The following is a 23,899-nucleotide window of genomic DNA, read 5'->3' on the forward strand; positions in this document are numbered from 1 at the left end:
TGGCGGGTGGATTTCGCTCTCAATTGCGCCATCTAGCTCGATGGATTAATAAGCCAGGTTCCCGGTTTGGCGATATCCAGCGTCTGCTCGCGGGTTTGTCCATTACCCTGCAGGGTAATTTCATAATGTCCCGGCGCCAGTTTCAGCGAGGCGAAGCCGTTTGTGGCCGGTTGCGTATTATGTGGTTCGCCATTGAGTTTGAGCTTTTCCCCTTCCCGCATGCGCACGTAAACCTGAGCAACAGGCGCCGCCGCGGCGGCAGGTTTGCTCTCTTGAACAGCAACGGGCGGAGCGGTCTGCGCGTTAGCGGTCTGCGTTGTTACCGGCGGCGTAACCGCCGCTGGCGGCTGGGTGCTGGCGCTCTGTGCTGGTTGCGCCTCGCTGCCGCCGCCGCTGAACAGCATACCGCCGGCAATAATGCCGACCAATACGCCTGCGGCGACCATCCCCGGAACCTTATAGCGCCGCCAGTCTGTCGCGGCCGGCGCCTGTTCTTCCTCTTCGACCAGCGCCAGCATGGTGCCGGTTTTTTTGACCGACAAGACGTCATCGATACTGGACACCGGCATTTCAATCAGCTCGGCGAACGCGTCGATTGACTGGGGACGATCTTCCACCCGCAGCGCCAGAGCTTTATCCACCGCCTGTAGCAGCGGCAGCGAGTAACCCGCCGGCTTCAGTTCCGCCAGCGGCTGATAGTTGTCCTGAATACTCCGCACCACGCTCACCGGCGGCGGTGAACCCACGATCAGCGTATGCAGCACAGCGCCGACGGCATAAATATCGGTCCAGGCGCCCTGTTCGCTGTCATTATCGTCGGTATACTGCTCGATAGGCGCATACCCCGGGCGCAGCATGGTTTCGGTTTCGTCGGACAGATTACCGATGGTCCGGCGCGCCGAACCGAAATCAAGTAGCACCGGCAGGCCGTTATCCTGGATCTGGATATTTTCCGGTGAGATATCACGATGCAAATAGCCGGCGTCGTGAATGGTTTTAATGGCGCCGAATAGCATCGGCAGCATCCGGCGGATCCATGCCTCATCGATGAGGTTTGGCTGCTGTTCGCGCAGGCGGCTCAAGGTGGTGCCGCTATAAAACAGCGTGCCCATATAGGCGGTGTCGTTCTGAACCCAAAAGCGCAGCACGTGCAGCAAGTTGGGATGATTAAAGCGCGCCAGCAGCCGCGCCTCCTGGATAAAGCTGTTTAATCCGGCGGAGAACGCTTTGCTGAAGCGCTTGCTACGCAGTACCAGGGTCATATCTTCGTTACGTACCGCCAGCGACGAAGGCATAAACTCTTTTATCGCGATGGTACGTTCCAGCTGATGGTCCCAGGCGCGATACACAATGCCGAAACCGCCGCCGCCAATCACTTCCTTTATTTCAAATTCGTTAAAACGATACCCGACCGGCAGCGCGTTCAGGACAGTCCGATTGTTTTCGTGATCCGTCATCTTAAGACTCACTTTCTGATGGTGTTACGCGGCAAACTGACAATGAAACTCGCCTTGCGCATAGCTGATGCGCAGTTGCGTAAACTGCTCATCGTTACGGTTGGCGGTTAACAGAATTTGGCTCATCTGCGGCAGCAGCGTGTTGGTCAGAATCGCATCGACCATACGTCCGCCGGATTCCACTTCGGTACAACGCTGAACCACCTGCTCGACGACGCTGTCGTCAATCTCGCAGACAATGTTGTGATTGTCCTGCAGACGGCGCTGAATACGCGCAAGCTGCAGACGCACGATTTGCCCCAGCATCGCATCGCTCAGCGGGTAGTACGGCACCACCAACAGGCGGCCAAGCAGCGCTGGCGGGAAGACCTGTAACAGCGGCTGACGCAGCGCGCCGCTCAGCGCTTCCGGCTCGGGCATCAGATCCGGATCGGCGCACATAGCGCTAATCAGCTCGGTACCGACGTTAGACGTTAAGATAATGATTGTGTTGCGGAAATCGATATGGCGGCCTTCACCGTCTTCCATCCAGCCTTTATCAAACACCTGGAAGAAAATTTCGTGCACGTCCGGATGCGCCTTCTCGATTTCATCCAGCAGCACCACGCTATACGGGCGGCGGCGTACCGCTTCAGTCAGCACCCCGCCTTCGCCGTAACCCACGTAACCCGGCGGCGCGCCCTTCAGGGTCGAGACGGTATGCGCCTCCTGGAACTCACTCATGTTGATGGTGATAATGTTCTGTTCGCCGCCGTACAGCGCTTCCGCCAGCGCCAGCGCGGTTTCGGTCTTACCTACGCCGGATGGCCCGCAAAGCATAAAGACGCCGACCGGCTTATTGGGATCGTCGAGCCGCGCGCGTGAAGTGCGCACACGTTTGGCGATCAGATCCAGCCCGTGGCGTTGGCCAATCACTCGCTGGTTGAGCGTGTCGGCCAGGCTCAGTACGGCGTCAATTTCATTTTTGACCATCCGCCCCAGCGGAATGCCGGTCCAGTCAGCGACCACCGCCGCCACTACGTTCTCATCTACCGCCGCGAACAGCAGCGGCATCTCACCCTGCAGGGTTTTTAGCGCCAGCTGTTTTTCATTAAGCGTCTGGCGCAGCGCCGGCTGGGCGTCGTCATCAGCCTCCTGCAATTGCGCGCGCAACGCGATGACTTCATCAACCAACGCGCGTTCCTGCTCCCAGCGACGACTCAAGGTATCGCGTTCGGTTTCCTGCTGCTGACGCGCCTGCTTGAGTTGCTCAATGCGCTGAGCATCGCCAATCGCCACCCGGTTCTCGCGTTGGGCAATCTCCAGTTCCACATCCAGGGCGGCAATGCGCTGCAGGCAATCTTCCAACTGCGGCGGCGGCGCGCTTTGGCTGACGGCGACGCGGGCGCAGGCGGTATCCAGCAACGCGACCGCTTTATCCGGCAACTGCCGCGCGGGAATATAACGATGCGACAGCTTCACCGCCGCGTTGACAGCTTCATCAAGCAGCAGCACCCGATGGTGTTTCTCCAGCGGAGATACGGTACTGCGCAGCATCAGCAACGCTTTCTCTTCATCCGGCTCGTGGATTTGCACCGTCTGGAAACGGCGGGTCAGCGCCGGATCTTTTTCAATATATTTTTTGTACTCCGCCCAGGTGGTCGCGCCGATGGTGCGTAACTGTCCGCGCGCCAGCGCCGGTTTCAGCAGGTTCGCCGCATCGCCGGTGCCCTGCTGGCCGCCAGCGCCAATCAGGGTGTGGATCTCGTCGATAAACAGCACGATCGGCGTCGGGCTGGATTGCACTTCGTTAATTAACGCCTGAAGACGGGCTTCAAATTCGCCTTTCATGCCCGCACCGGCCTGCAGCATACCGATGTCCAGCAGCCACAGCTCAATATTACGCAACGGCTGCGGAACATCGCCTGCGGCGATCCGCCGCGCCAGCCCTTCCACCACCGCGGTTTTACCGACGCCGGCTTCCCCGGTCAGCAGCGGGTTGTTCTGCCTGCGGCGCATCAGGATATCCACCATCTGGCGGATCTCTTCATCACGGCCGACCACCGGATCGATTTTGCCCTCCTGCGCCCGCTGCGTCAGATTCTGTCCGTACTGGGCCAGCGTGCCCTGCGCCGTCGGCGTCGGCATCGCGCCAGTATTGGCCGTCTCCACCACAGCCTGCTGGCTCTCTTTACTGGCGGCCAGCAACGTCTCAAAGCTCTCGCTCAAGGCATCGACATTGATTTTGCTAAACTGCGGCGAAATGCCTTTCAGAACGTTAGCCAGATTCCAGGTTTTCAGCAGCCCTATTAACAAATGGCCGGCGCGGATGCGGTTGACGCCATATTTCAGCGAGCCATAAACCCACGCGCGTTCGACGGCGCTATCGATATGCTCAGAAAGGTCGGAGACCGAGCTGGCGCCGCGCGGCAGCGCATCCAGGGCCGCGATGATATCGCGGGTCAGCGCCTGCTCATCAAGGGCGAAATGGCGGATAATGTGTTGCAGATCGCCGTCCTGCTGCTGCATCAGTTGATGCAGCCAGTGCACCAGCTCAACGTAAGGGTTGCCGCGCAGTTTACAAAAGGCGGTTGCGCTTTCCAGCGAGGTAAACAACAGCGTATCCAGTTTGCCGAAGAGTACGGCACGGCTGATTTCTGACATGTTCGGTTCCATTGATAACATTAATAAAGGTGTCAGAGAGCAGACAACATCAGGCGTCGCTCTGCTCCACGCTAAACACTAAATCGCCACGCGGCGCGGGGGCTGGCTGGTGGCCAAGCCAGGTGCTGTAACCCAGTTTGCCGTCGCCGCTGAGGACCGTAGCGGGTATTTCATCGCCGCGGATAAGCACCCTGACATCCCATGCATATTCGATCCCAAGATACTGGCGGATCCAGTCGCGTAATTCGTTTACCGCGTTTTCGCCCGGCAGAAAACGGGCGTATTCGGCGGCGCTAAGCGGGCCGATTTCAAGGCGGAATTTATGCTGAACATCGCGTACCGCGACGCCGAGAAACGCCGAGACGCCCAGGCGAGGTAAACGCCTTCCCGCCCCCAGTTGCGCTTGTTCTCGCGAGGTCAGCGGCATCCATTGCGGCACGTTGCTGATAATGTTGACCGGGACTTTGAAGTAATTTCGCAGGATCTTCTCCAGCCCTTCCGGATCCCGACCATGGCGGCTGAGATGGCCTGCGTGGGTGAAACGCGCATGCGGGCTCAGGTCGCCCTTCTCCAGTTGCCCCGGCTGGCCCATGCCGATGAGTGAGGCGAGATAGCGCTCAAAGCGGCGGTTGTCCGCACGGTCTAACGATACCGTTGGCTGCGCGTCGGCCCAGGCGCGGTAGAACAGTAGCGTCAGGCGGTGATGAAAGAGATCGGCAAAAGCGCTCAGGCTGTCGTCCTGATGATGATGAATACGCTCACGGGCGTATTCGGTCATATGAACCGGCAGCGGGCCATTGGGGCCGAACAGACCGAAGCTGAGAATCGATATCTCATGCACCGCGCTATTTGCCCGTTTTTGCGCGCTGGCTAGCGTCGCGGGGGCAAACCCCATTGATGGCGTCTGCCCGATGCGCAGCGATTCAAATTTCGGCAGCGGCGCGCGCCCAAGCGGATAACGTTCGCCCCCTTGTGCGTCAATGCGGCGCAGCAGATGAAAAAGATCGTAGCGCCAGGGCGCGGCGGTAACCTCGCGCCAGAAAACGTCCGCCAGCGGCGTCAGGCGATGAATGGTAGCCAACGTGTCACTCATATCAGCGCCCTTTTCCCCATTCGCGGCGCCCAGTAACCGATTTCGCCGCGCTGCTGGCTACATAAGGTGAATTCGGTAAAGCTGTTGAGCGACACCAACCGGGCAAAGACCCGTTCCAGTACGCTGCCAAACAGCCACGGGCTGGCGCCGGAAAAAGCGCGCTCGTCAACGGTCAAGGTAATGCCGATACCGCGGGCGAAGACGATCGGCCCCGGCTCCGGCACCCGGCGATGAACCGGCTCCAGCACGCAGTGGCGTACCCCTTCGATTTGGCGGGCCACGGCGGTCTCCGCCAGCCCGGCATACAGCCCAAGCAACTGGCGCAGCGCTGCTGCGCCTTCGCCATTTTCACCGTCCATCAGGCTGAGATAGTTCATCTGCAGCTGGCTTATCAGCCGCCAGGTGCTAAGCCCTTCCGCCAGCGCCGGTCGCGGCGGCGTCGGGCCGCTACGCATTTTCAATGTTTTTACCGGTAGCGAATCCGCCAGCACGAATTGCCCCAGCTCCTGTTGTAGCATCAACGGTAGGTCGCGGCTGGTGCACAGCACCTCGGCGGTGATGTAACGCAGATCTTCCTGCCACGGCGCATGCTGCTCATCGACCAGTGAGACAAAGGTCTCAGAGCCGGTATAGCCGGTACGCGTGCCATAGCGCAGCGCGTGTTCGGAAAGCACCCGCTGTTCGCGGCGCAGTGAAAAATAAGCGCCATAATCTCCGGCATCCTTGCTCCATGAACTCCAGAATGGACGGAACTCGCGATCGTCGCGGTGGCCATCAGCGCTGCCGTGAATTTTACTCACCGAATAGATTTCGTAGTCCAGCGGGCGGATGTTATCGACCACCAGATGGTATTCATGTTGGCTGTCGCTCAACGACTGGCGGGCGGCGATTTTCGGAAACAGGTTAATCACCGGCGTGCAGTGCAACGCGAAGTGGTTAGCTTCCACCACTTGTTCCAGCCGGTCGTCGGTTTTATCCAGCAGAATAATGATATCGAAGGATTTTTCTTCCTTGCACTGGCCGATTAACTTGCTGAGGCCGTTAATACTGATAAAGCGGAAGCGCGCCGGGAAGGCAAAGTATTCGTGCAGCAACCGGTAACCGTCAAAATTGCGAAGATCTTCCGGTAACAGCGCCTGATTGGCGGCGAAACCCTCTTGTTGGATAGCCTCTTCGCTCAGCGAAAAACGCAGCGGATCGCGCCCGGTGGTCTGGCACACCACGCCGACCTGGTGGGCAAGAATCAGCTCCAGCAGGCGCAGCGCCTCAATATCCGGGCCGCTTAAGAAAAACGCCAGCCGGTCAAAGGTCAGATGGCCAAGATGTTGAGCCCCTTCACAGCTTATACGCAGGCGCAAAGCGCTGACGGCGCCGCGCTGGCTGAGCCCAAGCGCGGCCAGCGGCACATCGGCGGGGATCCCGCCAAGTTCGGCTTTCTCAATACGCAGCGGTAACAGCGTGACATCGTGCGCGGTGGTATAGCTACAGGTGACGCCGTTTTTCTTCAGTACCTGGCTGTCCATCATCGTACCGCGCGGCACCACGAAACCTTTACTCAGATCGCCCTTATTGATGTCCGGCTGCAGTTCGGCAATCGCCATCGACGGCGTAGGCGCCAGATAATTGGGCGCGATCATCTCCAGCAGGCGCTGTGAAAAACGCGGGAATTCGGCGTCCATTTTTAGCTGCACGCGGGAAGTCAGAAAGGCGAACCCCTCCATCATCCGCTCAACGTAAGGATCGGCGACCTCAATACCGCGCATGCCCAACCTGCCGGCAACCTTCGGATAGCGTTCGGCGAATTCAGCGCCCATCTCACGCAGATAGGCCAGCTCGCGGTTGTAATATTCAAGCAGTTTGCCTTCCATCGTTACCCCGCGTCTTTCAATTCAAAGTGGCCATTTTCGAGATCCACATCGGTACGGAACAGAAACTCTAATGGATACGGTACGCACCACAGCCGCCCTTTAATTTCAATCGACAGGACATTATGTAAATCCAGTGACTGGGTATCAGAAATACAGCGGACCTGCAGCCCCTGCGGCAGAATGCGCGGTTCGAAGCTGATAATCGCCTCGGTAAGTTTGCGCTGAATATCCTGCCACTCAATATCCGACATCCGTTTCCCGGCCAGCGGCGCGACGCCGAAATTAACCACCGAACGGCGCACGTGCGCCAGCGCGTCCAACGCCTGCGGATCGTCATGATTGATGGTATTAAACAGCCACTGCAGATCGCGCAGCACGTGACGGCGCAGCGTACTGTGGGTGATCAGGTTGCTGTTAAGCGGCTCCGATTTTTTCTGCGGCTGATTATCGGTCAGGCGGTCGAGCAGCGATGGCTGCATCTTATCGCGGGCGCCAATGGTCTCTTGTTTGCTACGCGCCTGCCAGCCGCTGCGCAGCGCGTCACCGTCGCGTACCGGTTTGTTCATGCAAAACTCACCACGTCGAGAGAGAGAATCGGGAATTCATCGTTATCGTTAAGCCATACTTTCTGCCCATGGCCCTGATACAGCGCGCCTTCGTCGTCCAGCGGCTGCCACTCGGTGGCGCGGCCCAACTGGAAGCGTGCTTCCGCCTGCGGCGTGACAGGGTAACGCGCGGGGATCTGACACACCTGCTCGCTTCCATCGGTCAGGCGCACCAGCGCATGGCGCCACACCAGATCGGTGACGCTCGCCGGGGCCTGAAAACGAATTTCGGCGATAGCGGCGAACGGCAGCCAGCAATACCGGCCATTGACGATAAGTTCGCAAACCGGGCCCAGACGCGCGTCGCCGTCCATCAACCAGTGAAAAGCGACCGCGGGGGTATCCGCCTGATTGAGATTGCCAGGATTAAGGGGCGCCTGTTCAAAGGCGGCCAGCCGCTGTCGCTGGGCGGTTTCTGAATCGGAACAAAGCGCGGAGGCCAGTGCAGACAGCCACGGCCACTGGCTGTCCGGCATCTGCGGGCGGGCGCTGCCGGCAAATACCGCATCGCGCTGCTGCTCGCCCTGAATGCTCTGTTCCAGCAGAGTGACCGTTGGCTGGGCCTGCGGCTTCAGCGCCAGCCAGCTTTTTAGCTGCGCCAACGCGCGCGTCCAGTTACCGCTCAGACATAGAAACTGGACGAACGCCGCACGTAAATCGGCATCGGCGGGACGGCTTTTGATCTCGCTTTCCAGGCGCTGCAGCGCCGCGCCGACGCTTTCGCCAGCCAGCTGTTGATATAGCGTGTTCATCGTCGCTCCTTAGTTTGCCGCGCGCCATGCGCCGGCCGCCGGGTTACGCAGCAGCGGGTGCAGGCCGTCGATCAGCACAACGTTGAGTTTAATATCCGGCGCCAGCCACGGCGTCCAGACGCTACGCGCCGCCTCTATCCGCGCCTGTAGACGCGACGGATCGTTGGCCAGTTCCTGGGACATTTCGATAGCCAGCGTGCCGGTCATCTGCCAACCGTTTTGCCCGGCGACATAGGGCAGGATCATCCAGCTTTGTTGAGCGTTTTCATTGCTGACTACCATGCGTTGATTATTGACCGCGGTGATGAGTAGTTTATTGGGGTCAGCGGCGGCATTGAGACCCAGGACCGGGAAGCCGTGTACGAAGGTCACGGTGCTCTGCTTTTCTTTACCGTTAACGGATTGAGTGATGACGGTGCGACCGCTCAGCCAGCCGCCCTTTTCGCAACTACCGGATTCAACGGCGGGGATGAATAAAGCGGCGGCGTTTTCCTGCCAGAAGGTGCGCAGTCGACAGCCGCCCTGCAATGTGAACTCCTGCCACGGCGTGCGGTCGGCGGCGGGAGACAGTTTTTCCGCCTTCTCTTCCGGCGGCAGCCAGGCTGGCGCGACGGGCTTTTCCGCCGCCTCGGCGGTCTCGGCGGGCGCGACTTTTACCGCCCATTTTTTGTTTTTCGCCGCGCTTCCCTGGGCAATATGCCCATTGTTAGCGTCAACCAGCGTCCAGTTCAGCTGCTGTAAACGCGAACACTGATGCTCCATTAACGCGCCGACGCGTGGCAGGAAGTTATCCAGTATTTTAACGTTCTTGTTACCGTTGGCGACGATGCGTAGCGCCACTTCATTAGCGCACCAGCTCTGCGCGGTATTACCCTTGATGTTATCGATCCAGACATCCAGTTTTTGCGAAGGCGATTGCACGATACGGTAGTTTTCCGCCTGTGCGACGCCGGTGGCGGCAAATAGTGCCGCACCCAATATCCAATGTTTCATAAAAATCCTTCTTAGCCTGTCTCAATCCCGCAGGGGGAAAAATTGCGCGGCGTCGGCCAGCGAGTGCAGCAGCGTCGCCTCTTCCGGACTGCCCATCCATACCGCGACGGCGCTGTAGTTGTCTTGCGAAGCCTGGTCGCCGTCATTGTTTCTCTGAAGATACTGATTCATCAGGGTTAACCACTCCTGCGGGGTATTAACCATCTGCAGGGAGGATTTCATCTGCTCTTCGCCGACGCCGTGCCAGAAACCGTCGGTACAGAGCAAAAAGGCATCGCCGTCTTCGACCGGCACCACATCGCTATAGCTGGCTTCCGCACCGTCGCTGGCCATGCCTAACGCCCGGTACAGTAGGTTGCTGTTAATATCGTCGGTCTGATGTCCGGCATCTTTCATCTGTTGGACCAGACTGTGGTCAGTGGTGACGTGGTACAGCCAGCCGCGGCGAAACAGGTATAACCGGCTATCACCGGCGTGGGCCCAATAGGCCAGCTTATAATCGCGATCGATAAACAGGCTCACCAGAGTAGTGCCCATTCGCCGATAATCCGGCGTCGCCTGCTGTTGCTGGAGAATGGCGCCGTTGGCCTGCTGTACATACTGGCGAATGGTCTGGGCGTTCAGATGATTATCGCCGTCAAACCGATCCAGAATCGCGTTGCGCGCCAGTTCCGCCGCCACCTCGCCGCCGGGCAACCCGGCAATGCCGTCGCAGACCACAAAGCAGGCGGAGCGCTCACCGACGCATTCGCCTGTCTGATCCTGATTACTGGCGCGCGTTCCCTGGCGGGAAAGAGAAGCCGTGGTAATGTCCATTATTCTTCCGATCCGCTCTGTGAGTCTTTGTACTGGTTCACTTCCATGTCATAGGCATAGAGGAACGCTTCGCCAAACAGGGTGTGGAAATCGTCTTCAATTTCCCCGGCGGTTTCGCCGTAGGTACGGACAAAATAGTCCCATAACGCCGCTTTGCGGCTGGCCGGGAGCGCCAGGCGCGAAGTATGGCCATCGCGCTTAGCCTCTTCTTCCAGCTGCTCGGGATTAAAGGACTGCAGCATCGCGGCAATAATGGCGCGGATCCCCGAGATCATCCCTAACTGATGGGCCTGCAGGTCAATCAACGCATCGCGCACCGATTTTTTCGGCGGCATAAAGCCCGGCATCCGCGCGCCGAACATCTGCATCAGCACGGTTTTGCCCGAAGGTAACAGCTTGAACGGGTTATTGGCGTCGTCCAGTACCATGGTCATATCGGCTTTGACGCCGCGTTTGAGGATCGAACGCGAAGAGAGCAGCGCGACGGTTCCCTGCGAGAACATGCTCAGCATTTGACCAAGCTGCCGCATATTCTCTTTGTCGAACTGCGGCACCGGCTGCATATCGCCGAGCCCCATGCCTTCCAGTAAGGCTTCCAGTAGCTCTCCCTGCAGCACTTCGCCGTTACCCGGCTGCGGCGTGCTGGTCGCCTGATGTTCATGACGTACGGGATCGATACGCAAGCGCCCTTTTGGCGTTTGGGCGGCTTGCCGCGCCACGGCCTGCGGCGTCGGTAAGGTTATTTCCGGCGCTTCTTCACGCGCTGCAGCGGGCGGCTCCTGCGGCGGCTGGGCCATCAATAATGGCGAATCAAAAGCGGCATCAGGCTCGTCGGCAACCGTTTTAGCAGGCTCTTCGTTGCTGAAGGCATCTACCGATGTCAGCGGCGCGCCGCCCATAAGCCCCAGCGGATCGTCATGACGCGCGGTTTTGGCGCTGGCGTCGCCGCCAAAGAGCGCCAGCGGATCCAATTCTGCCTGCGGCTCATCGGCGACAGGCTGAGCCGGTTTTTCAACTGGCGGCACCAGCGTCGTTGGCGTAACGTCGGCAAAAATACTGTCGCGATCAAATGGGGTGTCATCGGCAAACAGGTCGTCCGTCGCCACCGGCGGGCGCTCAAACAGAGGTTCACTATCAGCGAACATCGCCAGCGGATCTTCCGGATTACGTTCAGCAGGCTTCGGCTCAGCGAAGGGATTCGGCGCATTATCGGCCTGCGGCTTAGCCCGGCTGCTGGAGATGCTGTCGGCAATCGAGAATTCCTGCATCAGGCTATCCCAGATTTCTGACGGTACCGCGGTTGGCGCGGCTTCCGCCACGGTGGGCGCTGCGGATGGCGCTGGTGTCGACGGTTTCGTAGTGACAGGCGGCTGACCGCTCGCCGCCATTCGGCTTATCGGTTGGCTATCCTGCAGCAGATCGCTGACTTCGATGCGATAGTCGTCAATGGCGAGGATATCGCCATCCTGGAGTTCAACCTGACGCCCCCGCTCCAGCGGGATCTCGTTGAGTACCACCCGCGTCACGTTGCCGCGATTGGTAATTTTGCACTCGCCGTCTGCCGCCACGTGAACGATGGCCTGTAGGCGAGAAATGGCGCGGTCGTCATCCGGTAGCACCAGGTTATTGTCCGTGCCGCGCCCAATGGTACCGCCCGGCGCGTAAAAGTCACAGCTGCCCTGCGGGGGCTGATGACCGGCTTTGGTCGAAATAATCGTGAATCGCATAGCCTATTCCTGCTGATATGATTGGCGCACAAACGCTGCCGCTCTCGAAATAAGAACGGCGGCGTTTGCGGGGACACATTTTATTCAGTTTGTGTAAGCTTAAATTGCCCTGAAGCACTTTCTACTAAGGAGAATCGAGCACCATAACGAACGGAATCGTTTTTACCAGACACCTTTAGCGCAACATCATATTCTCCAGCTTGCCATGTAATACCACTCCATTGGTGACACTGCTGGCTATTTAACATCACCGTAGGGCTGAACGTCGCTGGCGGTGATATTAGTTTCCATTCATTGCCAGTTTTTTTCATAATAGTGGGCGAAGAACTAGTAATAGGCGCTTCCAGCCCTGAGTTAATGGGGAGAGCAAAACAAGGTTCATTGTTTTTTAGTGTTACTGAAAACGTCTGATATTGTGCCGGGTGAGGTACACAGGCGTTTATCATGATTGTGAACGCCAATATAATAAAAAATTTACTCATAACCATGCCCGCCGATCTTTAGGGTTTTTAATAAACAAAGATAACGCCTGTAAATATTTATCTTTTAGATCTGGTCCAATAATCCCCGCAAAACCTGTGATGTTTACAAAATCGCCCAAGCCGTAATTAATTAGATAATAATAATCTGAAATTATAGATGCCTGCTGTTCCATACCAAAGTTCGACAATTTCTTGTTTGGAGGTAAAGAGTAATTATAACTCACTGCCCAACTGAATACCCCTCTGGTACGAACATTCATTCCAATCTGATGCTGCAAAACATGAACCATCTCGTGTATAAACCAGTGCTTATATCGAGGAGGCTCAGTTGAAAAATCATCACGATAATGCGGCTCTCGGAAATACATTTCACCATTAGGCGTCATTGCAACATTATTTGATTGCATGTTAAATGGTAAGTAACTTTTATTATGTACTTTAACTTCAGAATATTTTATTGCGTCGCCAAAAACCAAACGTGCCAATGCTATCTCGCCGATAGTAAGACTACGACAACCCCCTTCCTGCAAATTTGCCATGTATCCTTCCTCCTTGATTGGGAATGGCCGGGGAAAATCCCCGGCACGTAAGCAATTATGCTTCTTTATTTTCTTTGATATTCCAGCCGGCGCTGCTTTCTGCCCCTTTACCGCCAGCGGAAGTCTGCTCCCAGTACTGCTGTTTCACTTTCGCCGCCTGGAAGGCATAAGTTACGCCAACGGTGTCGCCGTTATCGGCGCCGGTGTACTGCACGGAAGTCACCAGTACATCTTCGAGGGTGATTCGCGCATATTCAACCTGCTGACCACCAGCTTTGCAGACCGAAAGTTCAACTTTGGTCAGGTGCTTGCCGCTGGAGCAGTGCTTCAGAATCGCGGTGGTGGATTTGTCGATCAGCGCATTTACGTGCAGGTCGTTGAAATTCACTTTACCCGCACCGCCACCGCCGCCCACGCTCATATTACCCGGCTGGGATGCGCCCCAGGAAAAAGAGGTAATATCAGTCCAACCGGTGTGATTAGAATCTTTTGATTCACCGGTTACACCCTCGACCTTCAGAAACATATCAATAGCCATAATATCTACTCTTCGTTAATGAAAATTATTGCTTTCGAAAAAGCACTTATATGGCAAACAGGAAAGCATGGGGCTGAATAAAACCATCCATATTTTACCTCTGCCTCAGAGCAACAGGCTTAAGCCCATTGCTGGTCTTAACACTCATGCTGTGAAATAGCAGGAATGCAAAGTTGAAATTAATGCGGGTTATCCTGACTCCAGGTTTTATTAGGATCACCGATGATTATCTGGGAAGTTAATTTCCCAAAACCATATTTCTTTGCAGTCGGTGTAGTTCCATGGCGTGGTACCTGCCGGGAGTCGCCTCCCGGCGGCATCATATTACGCTTCCTTGGTTTTCAGCGACGGCAGCTTGGAAACCAGACGCAGCGACACGGTAAGCCCTTCCAGCTGGTAGTGCGGACGCAGGAAGAACTTCGCGGTGTAGTAACCCGGGTTGTCTTCGATCTCCGCTACCTGCACTTCAGCGGCCGCCAGCGGTTTGCGCGCTTTGGTCTCCTGCGACGAGTTAGCCGGATCGCCATCGACATAGTTCATCACCCAGTCGTTCAGCCAGCGTTCCATGTCATCGCGCTCGCGGAATGAGCCGATTTTGTCGCGCACAATGCACTTCAGGTAGTGAGCAAAACGGCAGCAGGCGAACAAGTACGGCAGACGCGCAGCCAGACGGGCGTTAGCCGTGGCGTCGGCATCATGATATTCCGCCGGTTTCTGCAACGACTGCGCGCCGATAAAGGCGGCAAAGTCGGAGTTTTTGCGATGGATCAGCGGCATAAAGCCGTTTTTCGCCAGCTCCGCTTCGCGGCGATCGCTGATGGCGATCTCGGTCGGGCACTTCATGTCCACGCCGCCATCGTCGCTCGGGAAGGTGTGGCAAGGCAGATTTTCCACCGCGCCGCCGGATTCCACGCCGCGAATGGAGGTGCACCAGCCAAACTCTTTGAACGAGCGGTTAATGTTCGCCGCCATCGCATACGCCGAGTTGGCCCACGCATAATTGTTGTGATCCGCGCCGTCGGTCTGCTCTTCAAAATCAAAACTGTCCACCGGGTTGGTTCGAATACCGTACGGCAGGCGCGACAGGAAGCGCGGCATCACCAGCCCCAGATAACGCGCGTCTTCCGACTCGCGCAGCGAACGCCAGGCGGCGTATTCGGTATTCTGGAAGATTTTGGTGAGGTCGCGCGGATTCGCCAGCTCCTGCCAGGACTCCATCTGCATCACTTCCGGTGCGGTACCGGTAATAAACGGACAATGCGCAGCCGATCCGATTCGCGCCATTTCGCCCAGTAATTCCACATCCTGCGGACTATGGTCGAAATAGTAATCGCCAACGATGCAGCCGAATGGCTCGCCGCCAAACTGGCCGTACTCCTGCTCATAAATTTTCTTAAAGATCGGGCTCTGGTCCCAGCCCACCCCTTTGTAACGTTTCAGAGTGCGCCCCAGCTCCTGCTTGGAGATGCTCATAAAGCGGATTTTCAGCATCTCGTCGGTTTCGCTGTTGTTGACCAGGTAGCTCAGGCCGCGCCATGCGCTTTCCAGTTTCTGGAACTCGTCATGATGCAGGATCTGATTCACCTGACGCGACAGTTGCTCGTCGATACCGGCAATCAGGTTCTGGATGGTGCGATAGGTGTCGTTGGAAAACGTGACGGTGTTTTCCAGCGCCTGCTGCGCGAGGGTTTTTACCGCGCTCTCAACGGCGGAACGCGCCTGGTCGGTTTTCGGGCGAAACTCTTTGTTCAGCAGCACGCTGAATTCATCCTGGCTAAAGGCCTGGCTGGACTGCTGCTCATGTTGTTGAGTCGGGTTGCTCATCGATTACTCCTCGCTACCTTTCGCACTGTCATCTTGTTTCGGCATCTGGCTCAACGATTTGAGCAGCGTCGGATCCTGCAAAATTTTGGCAATCAGCTCTTCCGCGCCGTTTTTGCCGTCCATATAGGTGAGCAGATTCGAAAGCTGGGTACGGGCTTCCAGCAGTTTGTTCAGCGGCTCCACTTTGCGGGCCACGGCATCCGGCAGGAAGTCGTCCATGCTGTCGAAGGTTAAGTCGACGTTCAGTTTGCCTTCGTTGGTCAGCGTATTGTCGACCTGGAAAGCGACGCGCGGTTTCAGCGCTTTCATACGTTCGTCGAAGTTATCAATGTCGATATCGAGGAACTTACGTTCATCGACCGCGGGTTGGTTGTCGACCGGTTTACCCACCAGATCCGCCATTACCCCCATTACAAACGGAAGCTGGATTTTGCGTTCCGCACCATAAATCTCTACGTCGTACTCGATCTGTACGCGGGGCGCACGGTTGCGTGCGATAAATTTCTGCCCACTTTTACTTATTGCCATGATGTTCTCCATCGAAGATGCGCGGTAAAGGTTGAGCGCCAGACCTTATGCCTGTCGCCATAATGTCCGGACGCGTCAGTCGCGACGTCCAAAAATGTTTTCCAGTTGATGAACGCCGTCCGGCGCTAAATCGCGGATGATGTCCATAAAATCCAGCTCAATCAGCCGCTGTACCCGTTCAATCATCAGCGGCGCAGGGTGACTCGGTTCGTGCTGGGCGAAGTACTGTTTTACTTTTTCCAGCATTTGCTGCGCCTCGGCGCGGCTGCTGATTTGCGCGCTGCGCCAGTCAACGGCTGACGGCGCATGCGCGTCGGGAATCGCTTGATGTTCACTCACGGCACTCTCCTCGCGGGACGCGTGAAAGGACGAAATATCGGTTATCTGGCAGGCGCCGGCGACGATACCGACGGTCTTCTGCAGTTGTTCCATTTCCGGCACGCCGCTTTCACCCAGACAATCGCATAATATTTCGCGGATGGTCTGCAAGCGCTGGTGAATGGCGAGGATGGCGTCTATCCCCGGCTGTCCGCCGCGGGCCAGTTCATCAATCAATCGCGAACGGCCGCCGGGATAATCCGCGCATTCGGTTTTACTGCCATCGAGCAGCGCCTGCGCATCGCGCAGCAGCAGTTCATCGCCATTACTGCGTAACAGCACGGCATTGCGTAACGCGCTGGTCAGCGCTGATTTATCGCTTAGCCCCGCGAGCGCATTGATGCGGTAAAACGGATCAGTTTCGCCATACTCTTCCAGCAGCGGATAGATAGGCTGCCAGTAAAGCGACAGCGCCTGTTGCACCAGCAGCAGGCCATCCGCGTAACCACTCAGGCCGCGGCGTTTTGTCCACGCCTGAGTCAGCGCCAGCATGACGCGTAAATCTTTGGTGCGGCTAAGTAGCCCAGCCGCCAGCTTTTCTACCGTCGTCCAGTCAGCGGGTTCCGCCGGGATAATGGTGTCGCCGAACTGCTGCTCGGCTTTACCCTGCATCGCTTGTTCCATTGCCTGGAAATCGGCGTCATATTCGAGGTTTTCACCGCAGGGCTGCTCCGCGCTAACCGGAGCAAGGAATTCATCAATATTCATGGCCTACCTGCTTATTCAAACATCGGCGGATACAGACCGTGACGGCCCGGTCTCGCGCCCCCGGCGGGATCAAACAGCAGCGTGAACAGCTGGCCGGTCAAATTACCGCTATGGACGTGGGTATAGAGCGGATAACCATCGGCGCGGTTGGTCCACCAAAAACTGGTCTGACGCTGCGGATCAAAACAGTCCGCCGCCTGCTGCCAGCCAAGGGAGCTTTGCCCATCTTGCTGATAGCCAATCACGTCGAGTATTTCCGAACGCTTTTCCGCCTCTACCAGCTTTGGCGCCGGAATGGCGAGTAGCGCCTGGTCAAGTTGTTCAGCGGAAAAGCCATTACGTACCGCATGCAGCAGCGTTCTGCCCACCTGCTGATACCACTCTCCGGCCTGAGTGAGGATTGAAGGCGACCACTCCAGCGGGTTGAAGGCCATTTGCGCGCAGATGGGATACTGGCGGCCTACCCGATCGCGTCCGGGGATCAGACACCCCATCTGTACCATCTGGCCGCTCAACATCGGCGGGACGATAAAATTCCACACCGGCGCGTTGCTGAACTGGCGTTCGCCGCTACGCTGTTGCTCCTGTTGCCAGGCCAACAGCCCCACCTGAAACCATTGCGACCACTGGCGAACCAGCATGTCCGGAAATCGACGTTGTAAAAAATCGCCGGTACTGGGGAGTTTCCCGTACCAGCTCATCGCAGGGGCGTGAGTCATTCGGCTTTCCTTGCGGTTATGGACATGAGAAACGGGGAAGCTGGAACGGATTGCGAATACTGTTCGGCGCAAACTCCAGCGTGACCTGATAACCATCGACGTTAAACGTTGCCTGACGGCTCAAACTGCTGCTGCCGGGCGCGGTGCGCGCTTTATCAAAAAAGCGGTTCAGCGCCCATGAGCCGCTGGTCACCAGCGTCGAGGTGGTACCATCGGCCAGACCGAGTTGCATACGCACCTGATTGGTGCCGCCCGGCCCTGGCCAGCTCATCATTTGCACCGCCTGCGGACCGTGGCTGTAGCGCAACTGCTGGCCATCAACATCCAGCGTCAGGTTGAGGATCCGGTTGTCCATGCTGATGGTGCGCACCGTCACTTTAAATGACGGCGTGGTCGCGCCATTGGCAAAGAACGCGTCGCGGATCGATTGCGCCTGCTGGAAAGGCCTTAATAACCCTTCACTACCCGGCAACGTTTTGCCATCGATGCCGGGCATAAAACGCCAGCTTGATTGCGTGGTATCGACTTTATTGGTCAGGTTGTCACGGAAGAAGGTATCCATCATGCCGGTACCCGGCGCGAACATACGCGCCAGATCGTCCGGCGTGACTTCGCTTCTGGCGCTGCGAACCAGCGGATAGCGCCCGGCGATAGCCTGGCGGCAGAATCCGCCGACTTCCACGTTAATCCGTTTACGTACGTTATCGAGATCGCGGCGCTGGGTATCACTGCTGGCGCCGACCGCCATTTTGCTGAACATGGTTTGCAGGCCGCCCGGTAAACGCCCGGCGCTGGCCTGCAGACGGCTAATCGCATCGCCGCCCGGCGGTTGCATACCGCTGTTGGCGGCATCCTGTACCGCGGTCAAGTAGCGATAAAGTTCGTCGATCTGTTTGAGGAAGTCGTCAAACACAATCGTTTTGCCGCCCTTTTCCAACGGCTGCGCCAGCTCGATCAGCGGCGCGTAGTGTTCGGTTACCAGCTGTTCCGGCGTCTGGCTAAGCGCCGCGCCCTGGGTTGCGCCGCCCTCATCATGGCGAAAAAGCGCTTCCAGCGTTCGGGTCGCACGGTTGCCCTGCTCGGCTGAACTTTCGCTTTTAACCGTATCCGGCTCGGCGCGCGCCAGGTTCAGCACCTGGCTCAGGCTGATAACCAGCCGGCGCAGCGGCGAGTTACTGGCGGAAAGCAGGCGCGCGGTGTTGATCCGCGATGACAGATCGGCGCTATTGTTGAGCTGAATATCGGCGAGGAAGCGATCCCAGTTGGCGATAAAATCACGCATATAGAGCTGGCGGACGGCGTTATCGGTTTGCTGCTTATCTTCCGACGCGCTGGCGGCGCCCAGCACCCAGATATCATCTTCATGCAGCGCGCTGGTCACGTTATCGATCTGTTTATTGAACACCTGCCAGTAGCCATCTGGCGTGTACAGCCCTGGCACGCCTTCTGCGATCGGTGTACCGCTTTTACGCGAGAACACCAGTTCGCTCTGCGGCCCGCCGAGCGTCGCCAGCGAGACCGCTTTCAGATTGTCGTCATGCTCAAGCAGACGTTTCAGCCGACCATACACTCTTGAGGAGAGCGGTTGCTGGTTAATCAACGCCCGTTCGCGGGCGATCAGCGCATCGTCTTTGGCATACGGCGAGGACTGGATTTGCGGTTCCAGTAGCTGGACCAGATGCCCTTCCAGCTGTCGTAGCTGCGCCTGCGTCACGTTTTGCGGCAGGTTACGCTGCAGGTTAAGCATCACCCAGGAGAGTAAAAACTTGCCGTCATACTGCTTGGGCTGATAGAGCATTTGATAGGCTTTTAACGCCTCGTAGCTATATTCGGCGTCACTGCCGTTGTCGTTGCGCAACCAGGTAGTGATACGCATGGCGACATCCGGTAGCAGCATTTGCTGCAGCGCTTTTTGATACAGCGTCTGCGAGGCGTCGCTGACATCATTCCCGCGGTAGAGCCCCATCCGGCGGCTAACCGGCGGGTCGTTGACGTCAAAATCGGCGCTCTTCGGCAATTCCAGCAGGCCGTTGAGTAGCGGCAGCATGGCGAACAGATCGCGCTGCTCGGGGTTTTGCAGCGCTTTGCTCTGCTGCTCAACCTGCGGCACCTTCGCCGAGATTTCTTGCAGGTAGGCCTTGTTTTTGCCGTAGCTGGTCAGCCACAGTACGCATGAAATGATTAACAGCGCCGCGAGCGCCGCATAGCCTGACCAGATCGCCGCGCGGTTACGCAGTTCCCACCAGCGGTTCTGCCCGGCGATGCCGGCTTCCTGGAAAATCACGTTTTGCAGCAGGTTTTTAATGAAATAACTCTGGCCCTTGGCGCCGGGGATCGGCGCTTCTTTACTGACCGAGTCCCAGTTGTCGTTTTCATTTCCCTGCGGCAAAGACAGCGCGCGATTGAGTTCGCCCATCACGCGGTCGAACGGTAACCCTTCCTGGGTGCCGCTGGCGAAATAAATGCCGCGCGGTGAAAACTCGGTTTCAAAGTTAGAGCGGGCAAAAACGGTACTAAGATAGTCCGCTAACAGCGGTCGCAACGCCGCAAACTCTTGCGGGAACAGCCAGGCTTCGGCGCGGGTTTTGGCATCATGCTCTTGCAGCATCGTATCCGGCAGCCCGGCTTCAAGCCGTTGTTGCAGCAGCGCAAACTCCTGGGTAAAGCGGCCCATCAGATCGAAGTCGGCAAGGCTTGCCTGCTCCCACGGGAAAGTGAAGCCCCAGATTTGATCGCGCTGCGCCTTGTCGTAACCGGCAAACCAGGCGCGGAAGCCTTTAAGCAGATCGGCCTTCGTCACCAGTACGTATACCGGGAAACGAATACCCAATTGTTCATGTAGTTCAGAGAGACGCTGGCGCAGATTAACCGCCTGCTGCCGCGAGGCCTCCGTCGATTGCGTTAACAGATCGGAGATACTTACCGTGACGATAACGCCGTTAATCGGCTGGCGGCGGCGGTATTTCCGCAATAACCCCATAAACTTCAGCCACTCGCTGGCGTCCTGCGCCTGCTCGCTCTCCTGGGTGGTATAGCGCCCGGCGGTGTCCAGCAGCACGGCTTCGTTGGTAAACCACCAGTCACAGTTGCGCGTGCCGCCGATACCGCGTAACGCCGTTTTACCGAAGCGGTCGGCTAGCGGAAACTGCAGCCCGGAGTTGGCTAAGGCGGTGGTTTTACCGGAGCCAGATGCGCCAATAATCACATACCACGGCAGCTGATACAGATAGTGGGTGCTAAAGCGCTGGGTCCACTGACCATTACCGGTTTTACTGAAGTGCGCTTTTTTCAACATTTGCGCGGCTTCATCAAAGCGATCGGCGAGGATCTGGTCTTCGCTATTGAGGCGCTGCTGCGGATCGTTGCCCTTCGGTGTTTCTTCCTTCAGGTTATCCATCAGCTTGCGGTTGAGCCAGGCGTTGTACAGGCGCGGCAGAATGTGGCTTTGCGCCCAGATGAGGTACACCAGCGCAATAGATATAACGCGGTTTTGTTCCGATTCCAGCGGCCGGGTATCGACAATCGACAATAGCGGGCCAATCATCCAGATGACGGCCGCCACCGCCGTGGCGCCGAGAAAACCCCACAGCAGCCGGTTGGTCAGTATGGAAAGCAGAAGTGTCAGCATCCTTAATTTCCTTGGGGCAATCCGTTCAGCTCAGCCCGGGTATTATCGGGCGACACCAGCAGAGTAATTTCCACACGGCGGTTACGGGCACGGTTCTCAGGAGTGGTATTCGGCGCGATGGGGTTCATTTCCCCTCGCCCTTCGGCTTTTACGCGTTCGGGCTGCGTCAGATGATTTTGCAGTTGTTTTTGTACCGAACGCGCGCGTTCCAGCGACAGCTCGTAGTTCGAGGCAAAGCGCGCGCTGCGGATAGGCACGTTATCGCTATAGCCGACCACCAGAATGCGGCCGCTGACGTTGTTCATCGCTTGCGCAATACGGTCAATGACCGGGTCGTAGCGATCGCGCACCACCGTTGAGGCCGAAGCAAAGAGCCCGTCGCCTTTGAGGATCACCACGCTGCGGTCCGCTTCGTCACGGACCGCAACCAGCCCTTCGGCAATTTCCGGGCGCAGAAAACCTCGCAGGTTAAGTACCGCCGGCAATTTTTCCGCCGGCTGAGCAATCGACGCTTCCGGCAACGGCGTCTGGTAAATTTTCGCCAACACCGGGTTGGTAGCATCGCCAAGCCGCCAGTTAAGAATGATATAGAACAGACAGGCGGCGAACCCCGCCAGCGCGACGCAGGCCCACAGCGGCACCACCGGACGCCACAGTTTACGCAGCACCGGGCGATCCTCGCCGTGAACCGATAACGGCGGCGCGTAGCCGCCGCGTACGCCGCAAATCATCTGCCACAGGCGCTGTTTGATGGTTTCCAACTGCGTGCGGCCGTTATCCATTACCCGGTAACGCCCTTCAAAGCCGAGCAATAAGCAGTAGTTGATCAGTTCCAACAGATTGATATGTTCGCGCGGATTCTGCGACAGGCGTGCAAGCAGCTGGAAAAACTTCTCCCCGCCCCAGGTTTCGTTATGAAAGGTCACTAAAAGACCGCTGCCCGACCAGACGCCGCTACTCCCCCATGGCGTCAAGGCCGCAGCCTCGTCCAGTGCGGTACACAGGCAGTAACGGGCGCCGACTATCACTTCGTAGGGTAACCCCGCCTGCTGACCGCGCACTTCAAAACGGCGGATTTCATCAATCAAACGCTGGCGCAAACCGGCCTGGTCATCGTGCGATACCGAATGACGGATCTGGGGAATCGCATTAAGTAATGGGTTGGCGGCCGTCACCAGGGGATTATTGCCGCTCACGCCATGGTTGGCATCGGCCTGTTGTTCCTGCATCATCAACGCTCGCTTTCTTATTCCGACGGGCTACGGATAGCCCAAAATTCCATATCCAGGCCGGGGAACTCGCCTGCCAGATGCAGGGCGAAGGCGCCAGATTTCTCCATGTCGTTCCACAGCTCGCCGCCCTTCTCGACTGCAAAGTAGTTGTAACCGGCATGCCACGGAATTTGCGGCGGCGCGGCGGGCATAGCGCGCAGAATTAAACCCGGAAGCTGTAGTTGCACCAGATCGCGAATTTTGCTCACCGGCGCGACTTTCATCTGCGCCGGGAAGTGCGTTTGCAGAACATCACCTGGTACGCTGGCTTTAACTGCCAATACGAATCCGAAATCACGCACCATGCTGCTCTCGGGTACCGTTGCGATGTTCAACCCATGCGATCGTTCTATCAGCGGCAGTTGGATGGCATTGTCTTCCATTACCTGTGATAACCCCTGGCGCAGCAACAGCATCAGTTTGCCGAAGCAGCTCGCGAGATCGTCATGGTCGTAAATCGGCAGCGCAGCATCCGGACCGCGCTGCGCCATCCAGGTCGTCAGCTCGGCGGCGAACGGCAGCCAGCTATTCCACAATGACTCGGGATGAACTAACGGCAGCGTTTTGAGATGTGAGAGATGGCCGAGATGGCGATTGACCAGCGCAAGTAGAGTGAACTCAATTAATTCGGAAGTATTAAAACGCCCCGGCTGTCGTAGCCGGCTGCCGATTTGCTGGCTACGCTGCGCCAGCAGACCATGCAAGTCGTTGATCATCGCGTAAATCAAAGGATGATTGATGCCGTTAAGCATCGGCGGGATATAGCCATTATCGAGTTTTACGGCGTTATCGTTGCGCTTTTCGGCGATGAACGCCACGCCGATGGCCGTCCACTCGGCGGTCAAATCCTTTTCCAGCATCAGGGTGAGCCGCGGGCGGGCAAACTGCACGGTGGCATCGCCGACCGACAGCGCATTGTCATCTTCCACATCCTGTTCAAACGCGGTAAATCGCGCCAGCGAGTCTTTTTCCTCGCTGAAGATAACCTCTTCCCGACCGCCGCGACGAACCGGCAAGGCCAATACGACTTTTTCGCCCGTGACGTTATCCGGGATTTGCAACGGCGCCGGGCCCTGACGAGCATCGCGAAACTGGAAGAAAGTTCCATCCGGCAGCAGGCCGCTGGCATAGCTCAGGGCAATGCACCCCTGACGCAGCATCGCATCATCAAGTTCAATCTCAAGAAAACCCCACAGCCAGGAGCGCTGTAATCCGCCCCATTCGCGAATTTGCGTTTGCAGGTAGCTTTCTGCCCGCTGAAAGTGATGCGGACGCAAAAACATGCCTTCGGTCCAGACCACCTTTTCTGCTTTATTCATACAAATTTCCT

19 protein-coding genes are annotated in these 23,899 nt (G+C 57.4%); all 19 read right to left on the reverse strand.

Annotated features, from left to right (window positions below; all coding sequences use genetic code 11):
• Positions 1-32: 32 nt before the first annotated feature.
• The 19 genes from ABLU78_RS01445 to tssK all read right to left on the reverse strand — a co-directional run bounded on the left by ABLU78_RS01445 (position 33) and on the right by tssK (position 23,888).
• Positions 33-1,457, reverse strand: coding sequence for a serine/threonine-protein kinase (locus ABLU78_RS01445; protein ID WP_048228759.1), 1,425 nt, complete (start codon positions 1,455-1,457; stop codon positions 33-35).
• A 24-nt stretch (positions 1,458-1,481) separates the two neighbouring features.
• Positions 1,482-4,100, reverse strand: a complete 2,619-nt coding sequence (gene tssH / locus ABLU78_RS01450; protein WP_048228760.1) for a type VI secretion system ATPase TssH — start codon at positions 4,098-4,100, stop codon at positions 1,482-1,484.
• A gap of 49 nt (positions 4,101-4,149) precedes the next feature.
• Positions 4,150-5,193: a type VI secretion system baseplate subunit TssG gene (gene tssG, locus ABLU78_RS01455; RefSeq protein WP_048228761.1), complete on the reverse strand. Its 1,044-nt coding sequence runs from the start codon at positions 5,191-5,193 to the stop codon at positions 4,150-4,152.
• Positions 5,190-7,061, reverse strand: coding sequence for a type VI secretion system baseplate subunit TssF (gene tssF / locus ABLU78_RS01460; protein ID WP_015705451.1), 1,872 nt, complete (start codon positions 7,059-7,061; stop codon positions 5,190-5,192). The genes tssG and tssF overlap by 4 nt, the downstream gene beginning before the upstream one ends.
• Before the next feature lie 2 nt (positions 7,062-7,063).
• Positions 7,064-7,627 (reverse strand): type VI secretion system baseplate subunit TssE, encoded by a 564-nt coding sequence (gene tssE / locus ABLU78_RS01465; protein ID WP_015366570.1) that lies wholly within the window; start codon positions 7,625-7,627, stop codon positions 7,064-7,066.
• A complete protein-coding gene (locus ABLU78_RS01470) occupies positions 7,624-8,418 on the reverse strand; it encodes a type VI secretion system accessory protein TagJ (protein ID WP_045387940.1) in 795 nt (264 codons plus the stop codon). The genes tssE and ABLU78_RS01470 overlap by 4 nt, the downstream gene beginning before the upstream one ends.
• A gap of 9 nt (positions 8,419-8,427) precedes the next feature.
• On the reverse strand, positions 8,428-9,411 hold the full coding sequence (locus ABLU78_RS01475) for a hypothetical protein (protein WP_045387942.1): 984 nt from the start codon (positions 9,409-9,411) through the stop codon (positions 8,428-8,430).
• A 21-nt stretch (positions 9,412-9,432) separates the two neighbouring features.
• Entirely contained in the window at positions 9,433-10,227 is a 795-nt protein-coding gene (locus tag ABLU78_RS01480; protein ID WP_015705455.1) for a protein phosphatase 2C domain-containing protein, read from the reverse strand.
• A complete protein-coding gene (gene tagH, locus ABLU78_RS01485; RefSeq protein WP_020078755.1) occupies positions 10,227-11,954 on the reverse strand; it encodes a type VI secretion system-associated FHA domain protein TagH in 1,728 nt (575 codons plus the stop codon). Before tagH ends, ABLU78_RS01480 begins: the two co-directional genes overlap by 1 nt.
• An 80-nt stretch (positions 11,955-12,034) precedes the next feature.
• Positions 12,035-12,442, reverse strand: coding sequence for a putative T6SS immunity periplasmic lipoprotein (locus ABLU78_RS01490; RefSeq protein WP_072044726.1), 408 nt, complete (start codon positions 12,440-12,442; stop codon positions 12,035-12,037).
• Entirely contained in the window at positions 12,433-12,975 is a 543-nt protein-coding gene (locus ABLU78_RS01495) for a hypothetical protein (RefSeq protein ID WP_045387945.1), read from the reverse strand. The genes ABLU78_RS01490 and ABLU78_RS01495 overlap by 10 nt, the downstream gene beginning before the upstream one ends.
• Positions 12,976-13,030: 55 nt before the next feature.
• Positions 13,031-13,513, reverse strand: a complete 483-nt coding sequence (locus tag ABLU78_RS01500) for a type VI secretion system tube protein Hcp (RefSeq protein ID WP_015366565.1) — start codon at positions 13,511-13,513, stop codon at positions 13,031-13,033.
• A 324-nt stretch (positions 13,514-13,837) separates the two neighbouring features.
• Positions 13,838-15,337, reverse strand: coding sequence for a type VI secretion system contractile sheath large subunit (tssC, locus tag ABLU78_RS01505; RefSeq protein WP_015366560.1), 1,500 nt, complete (start codon positions 15,335-15,337; stop codon positions 13,838-13,840).
• A 3-nt stretch (positions 15,338-15,340) separates the two neighbouring features.
• Complete coding sequence (gene tssB, locus ABLU78_RS01510) at positions 15,341-15,865, reverse strand: type VI secretion system contractile sheath small subunit (RefSeq protein WP_015366559.1); 525 nt, start codon at positions 15,863-15,865, stop codon at positions 15,341-15,343.
• A gap of 75 nt (positions 15,866-15,940) precedes the next feature.
• A complete protein-coding gene (tssA, locus tag ABLU78_RS01515; RefSeq protein ID WP_015366558.1) occupies positions 15,941-16,951 on the reverse strand; it encodes a type VI secretion system protein TssA in 1,011 nt (336 codons plus the stop codon).
• An 11-nt stretch (positions 16,952-16,962) separates the two neighbouring features.
• The gene (gene tagF, locus ABLU78_RS01520; protein ID WP_015366557.1) at positions 16,963-17,670 is read right to left on the reverse strand and encodes a type VI secretion system-associated protein TagF; all 708 of its coding nucleotides are present in this window, start codon (positions 17,668-17,670) and stop codon (positions 16,963-16,965) included.
• A 16-nt stretch (positions 17,671-17,686) separates the two neighbouring features.
• Complete coding sequence (gene tssM / locus ABLU78_RS01525) at positions 17,687-21,298, reverse strand: type VI secretion system membrane subunit TssM (RefSeq protein WP_048228762.1); 3,612 nt, start codon at positions 21,296-21,298, stop codon at positions 17,687-17,689.
• 2 nt (positions 21,299-21,300) lie between these two features.
• A complete protein-coding gene (locus tag ABLU78_RS01530) occupies positions 21,301-22,530 on the reverse strand; it encodes a DotU family type VI secretion system protein (protein WP_015705462.1) in 1,230 nt (409 codons plus the stop codon).
• 14 nt (positions 22,531-22,544) lie between these two features.
• Positions 22,545-23,888 carry a type VI secretion system baseplate subunit TssK gene (gene tssK / locus ABLU78_RS01535; protein WP_015366554.1) on the reverse strand — a complete coding sequence of 448 codons (1,344 nt, stop codon included), beginning with the start codon at positions 23,886-23,888 and terminating at the stop codon, positions 22,545-22,547.
• Between the last annotated feature and the right edge of the window lie 11 nt (positions 23,889-23,899).

Source organism: Klebsiella sp. JN_Kp122, from assembly GCF_040062085.1.
Classification (GTDB): domain Bacteria; phylum Pseudomonadota; class Gammaproteobacteria; order Enterobacterales; family Enterobacteriaceae; genus Klebsiella; species Klebsiella aerogenes.